This is a genomic window from Streptomyces sp. rh34 (assembly GCF_002551245.1).
GTDB lineage: Bacteria > Actinomycetota > Actinomycetes > Streptomycetales > Streptomycetaceae > Streptomyces.
Window position 1 is genome coordinate 1 of the sequence record NZ_NTGZ01000371.1, and the last position, 5,408, is coordinate 5,408.

1 protein-coding gene and 1 pseudogene are annotated in these 5,408 nt (G+C 74.1%); both read left to right on the forward strand.

Features of this window, described 5'->3' with window-relative positions:
* Nucleotides 1-83 precede the first annotated feature (83 nt).
* Nucleotides 84-3,893, forward strand: a complete 3,810-nt coding sequence (locus CR470_RS35390; RefSeq protein ID WP_097871639.1) for a tubulin-like doman-containing protein — start codon at nucleotides 84-86, stop codon at nucleotides 3,891-3,893.
* A gap of 1,098 nt (nucleotides 3,894-4,991) precedes the next feature.
* Nucleotides 4,992-5,408 (forward strand): annotated as a pseudogene (locus tag CR470_RS35400) (hypothetical protein); the annotation flags it as partial.

Here is a 5,408-nt window from a genome sequence, read left to right on the forward strand (position 1 = left end):
CCGCACGGCCGCGAGCCTCGCGGCCGTGCGGTGACGCCCATGGACGAACCGGCCCCACTCCGGCCGGAAGCGGGAGGAACCCCATGAAGATCTTCCAGCCGATGCTCTTCGTCGGCCTGGGCGGGACCGGCGGCCTCGTCGGCGCCGAACTGGAACGCAAGCTGCGCGTGGACCTGTGCGGCCCCGACGGCACCGCCCTCCAGCACATCGGCGGCCTCGCCCCCTACCAGCTGCCCGACTGCCTGCAGTTCGTGTACGCGGACTTCAGCGAGTCCGACCTCCAGCGGCTGCCCCAGTTCAACGTGGATTCCTCGCTGCGCGCGGCGTACGCCCGCACCTCGCGGGCCACCCACAACCTCCTGCCGAACTTCGACAGTTCGCCGGACGTGACGCAGATGCTGCGGGCCAGCCTGCGCGAGGAGGTCGCGGGCTGGCTGCCCCCGCGCGAGGGCGAGCCGCGCGTCACGCCCCTGCACAACGGCGCGGGCCAGCTCCCCACGGTGGGCCGCGCCGCGCTCTTCGCCACCCTGCGGCACTCCCTCCAGCCGGTCCTGGAACCTCTTCTCCAGGCGATCGACGCCATCGCCAGGGCCGCGGGGGAGCTGAGCGAACTGGGCGGCGGCCGGGTCGCCGGCTGCGATGTCTTCGTCGCGTTCTCCGTCGCGGGCGGCACCGGGGCCGGGATCTTCCTGGACTATCTGCACCTGATCAACCAGGCGTTCAAGATGCGCAATTTCAACGGCGTGAAGATCTATCCCCTGGTCGTCATGCCGTCCTCGTTCTCCGCCTCCACCGGCGGCGGGCGCGAGGCGGAACTCAACGCCGCCCGGTCGCTGGTCGACCTGTTCCGGCTGGTCGACAGCCAGAACGCGCCGACGGCCGGCGCGGAGATCGGCGAACTCGACCAGGAGACCGGCCTGGGCATCCGCTACCCGGGCACCACCCCGGTCCGGCTGCGCACCGGGATCCTGCCGACCGCGTTCCTCTTCAGTCCGACCGCGGGCATCCGCCAGGACGACCTGCGCCGCTCCATCGTCTCGCTGGTGATGTCGCTGATCGGCACCGAACTGGGCGACAGCCGCTCCCAGGGCCGGTCGATGGCCGGCGACGACGACTTCCAGACCTTCGCCGCGAGCTTCATCAACCGGGGCGTGCAGCGCAGCGCCCTGTCCCCCACCGGTATCGGCCGGCAAGGGGTGTCCACCAGCCTGGTCGCCTCGATGACCGCGCCGATGGAGCAGCTGGCCGACCTGGTGGCCGGGCGGCTGCTGCGGGTCGCGGTCTCCGAACTGGTGGAGCGGCCGCGCAACCCGGCGAAGGACGACACGGTGCCGCTGGTCCGGCAGCTGTTCGCCGACTCCCAGCTCGAAGAGCTGTGGGAGCGCAAGCAGTTGCCCGTCGAGGACCCGCAGCCGCTGCCGCGCGGCGGCCGGGCGATCGAGGAGGCGCTCAACAACCGGATCGGGGACATGCAGCGCCTGCTGTCCGAGCTCCAGTCCATCGCCGACCGGCAGGCCGCCGCGATGGCCGCCCGGTTCAGCCCGCGCCCGGCGATCGAGAAGCTCCTGCAGAGCGTCGACCCCTTCCTCGCCGAACGCCTCGTCCGGGGCGTCCCGGACAGCGAGGACGAGATCACCCGGCTCGGTTTCCTCGGCATGCTCACCGCCCGCTCCCGCTCCCCGAAGCGGCCCCCGGGCGTCACCGACCAGCCGCCGAAGACCCCCCGGATCAAGGGCCGTATCGCCGGAATGTCCCCGGCCCGGTGGGGCGACGACGACGTACGGGCCGCCCTCCAGGCCCAGGACAGCTGGTACCGCTGGCGCTGCCGGGCCGTGTGGCACGAGGCGTGGCGGGAACAGCAGCAGCGCTGGCAGTCGCACGCGGACACGGCGGGCACCGACCTGGCGCGGCTGGTGAACGCCTTCCGCAAACACGCCGACCAGGAGCGCAAGTCCTCCCAGCAGAAGGGCCTGGAGCTGTACGCGGAGCGCACCGGCATCTCCTACCTCCTGCCGCCGCAGCGCAGCCTCAACCACTTCTACGAGGACGTCGTGGCCCGGCTGATCCGGCGGGAGGAGTTGCGTGAGGGCGACGACGAGGCGTCGTTGCTGCTCAAACTCATCGAAGGGGACACCTGGCAGGAGGTGCACGCGCGGAGCCGCCGCAGCCCCGACGGGGCGGTCGGCATCGTCAAGACCCGGCTGGAGGGGCGGATCACCCGGCTCTTCGCCGAGAGCGGGGCGCAGTTGGAGGAGCGGCCCCTGCTGCCCTCGATGAGCACCCTGCTGGCGGCGGCCGCCGGTGACACCGAGGCCACGGACCAGGTCAGCAAGGAGGCGCTCGACCTGTTCAGCCGTAAGCTCGCCGGTCTGCTGCCGGTCGGTTTCACCCCGGAGGGCACCGGACGGCTGCGGGTCCTGGTCACCTACCCGCGGGTCCAGGCGGCGGACGAGGTGCAGGAGTACCTCGACAAGGCGCTGCGGCTGCCGTCCGACGCGAAGAGCTCCGTCGAGTACCGGGGCGTGGAGAGCGACTCGATCACCGTGGTCCTCTTCCGCAGCGAGATGAGCCTCACCCAGGTGCCCGAGGCCCGCAAGGTGCTGCGCCAGTGGGCCAGGGCCAAGGACGACGAGCAGGCCCACGACGTGCTGCGCTGGCGGCAGCGCCTGGGCTTCGAGGACGACTGGATGGTCAGCAGCGAGGAGGACCGGCGCACGATCCTGCACCGCCTGCTGTGCTGCCTGTGGAACGGCCAGGTCGACATCCTGGACGGCGAGCCCGTCTCGCCCTCGCGGGTGCGGCTGCGGCTGTTCCCGGAGAAGGGGGCGAGCGTCCCCGGGGTACGGCTGCGGCTCGGGGACTTCCCCGGTGGCATCTCCAGCTGGTCGGAGCTGTTGCGCTCCTACGAACGCTGGACGGTGCTGGACGACGAACGGACCGTGGAGGACTACTGCCGCAAGCTGATGGGGGCCCAGCCGCTCGGGCTGGCCCGGGCCGGCAGCACACCGCACCCGATGTTCGTCGAGCTGGTCGAGCGCGTCGCCCCGCGCCAGCTGGAGCTCCTGGAGGAGCGCCGGGAGCTCGGCGGCCGGCGCGTGGACGGCTGGATCCGGCCGCTGTGGGAGTTCTGGGCGGAGACCCTGCCCGCCGCGCTCGACATGGAGTTCGGCGACAAGCAAGCGATCCAGCCCACGTTGCGCACGCTGCTGGAACACGCACGCGGCGGCGTCCCGAAGCCGCCTCCCTCCCGGCCCGCGCCGGAGCGCCGGCGCGTCGTGGAGGACGACGAGGACTGGGGCACGTCGGCCCCGGCCCCGAGCACCGACGAACGGCTCCGCGACGACACCCTGCCCGGTCCGCGCTCGGCGCCCCACTCGGCCCCGTACGACGCGGAGGAGCGGTACGCCGACACGGACCGGCGCACGGACACCCGGTACGGAGGCGCCCGGTACGGGGAGGAGCGGTACGGGGAGGAGCGGTACGGGGAGTCCGACGCCTCGCGCGACGACCGGCTCACCGACTCCCGGCCCCGCGACGACCGTCCGGCCCGGGGCGACGGACGCCGGGACGAGCGGTTCGCGGACGAGCGGCCCCGGGCCGAACGGTTCACCGACGCGTACACCGACGACCGGCCCCGCGACGACCGGTTCGGCGACGACCGGTTCGGCGAAGATCGGCCCCGCGACGACCGGTTCGGCGACGACCGGTTCGGCGACGACCGGTTCGGCGACGACCGGCCCCACCGGGACGAGCCCGTCGGCGGCCCGGACGGGTTCGGGGAGCAGGACCGGCCGCCGGTGCGCCGCCCGGCCCCGGGCGCCGGGCACGGCGACGGCTGGGACGCGGACGAGGACACCGCCGGGCGCTCCTTCCGGAACGGGGGCCCGCAGTGACGTCTCCCGAGGACACCACCGCCGTGGTCCGTCTCGACCTGCGCGCCGGGGCCGCGGCCCTGGCCACCCCGCAGGCCGTGCGCGACCAGGTGGCCGAACAGCTGGGCCGGGCCGGACTGCCGGAACCGGACTACCCGTTGTTCCTGGTCACCGATACCCCGGCCGGGCTGACCGACCACCAGCTCCAGTACGAACTGCTCTCCGGCTACCGGGCGGTGGGCGAGACCCGGATCCTGGTGCTGCTGGTGGGCAGCTCCCCCGGTTCGTACGCCGGCGGGGAGGAGGCGTACCTCCCCGACCGCCGGCTGGTGCGGCCCACGACCCTGCGGACCTCCACGACCGGCCTGGTGTGGGCGGGTGATCTGCGTTCCGCCCGTACCGCCCTGGACCGGCCGGAGCCGGACGACCCCGCGTCGCTGGCCGTCCTCGTGGACCTCCTGTCGGTCCCGGACGTCTTCGTCCGGGTCCTGGAGGGCCTGCGGAAGCTGCCCGACGCCGTCGCCGCCCCCGGGGTCCGGCTGCTGGAGCAGGACCTGCCGACGGAGGTCAGGGACCGGGCCTGGCGCGACGCGCTGACCCGGTTCGCGGGTGAGGACACCGGGGCGGGCGACCCGGTCGACATCACCCCGGACGCCCGGCTGCCCGAACCGCTGCGCGCACTCGTGACGGGACGGGACCGCCGGGGCCACGGGCACCGGCGGCCGGACGACGTGGCGGACCGCGCGCACCGGACGTGCGCGGAGTCCCTGGACCGTGCGGACCGGGACCTCGTCGCGCTGCGGTCCTTCCCCGGCCTGCTGCACCCGGTCCGGCGCGAGGCCCTGGAGGCGGATCTGCACCAGGCCCGCGAGGATCTGGACGGGTTCCGCGCCCTGGTGGAACGGGCCCTCCGGGTCGGCGGCGGCGCGGCGCCCACCGCGGAGGCCGCCGCCCGGCTCGGCGCGCTCGGACTGCGGGTGCCGACGGCCGACCTGTCTCTTATACACATCTCTGAGCGGGCTGGCAAGGCAGNACGCCTCCCTCGCGCCATCAGAGATGTGTATAAGAGACAGGCCCACCGCGGAGGCCGCCGCCCGGCTCGGCGCGCTCGGACTGCGGGTGCCGACGGCCGACAGCGCGGGAGAACGCGTCGGCGAGGGACTCCGCGAACTGGCGGGCACGCTCCTCGGTGACGGGCTCGCGCTGCGTTCGGTGGCCCAGCACTTCACCGCGCTGGCAGGGCGGGTCGAGCCGGTGCCGGGCACCGCGCTGCTGCACCGGCTCGCCGACCACTCCGAGGAGTCGGTGACCCGCGGTTCCGCCACGGAGTACGCCGCACCGCCCCGCACCCCGGGCGCGGTGCTGCTCATGGCGGGCGCGGCCGGGCTGCTGGGCGGCCTGTGGCAGTGGCCCGCCGTCCTGGCGGCGCTGGTGGTGCCGGTGCTGTTCGTGGTCGTCGCGCTGCTGGGCGCGAACCGGCTGCGCACGGGCCGGCGCGCCGCCCGGTGGACGATGGGCCCCCGGGCTGTCTCTTAT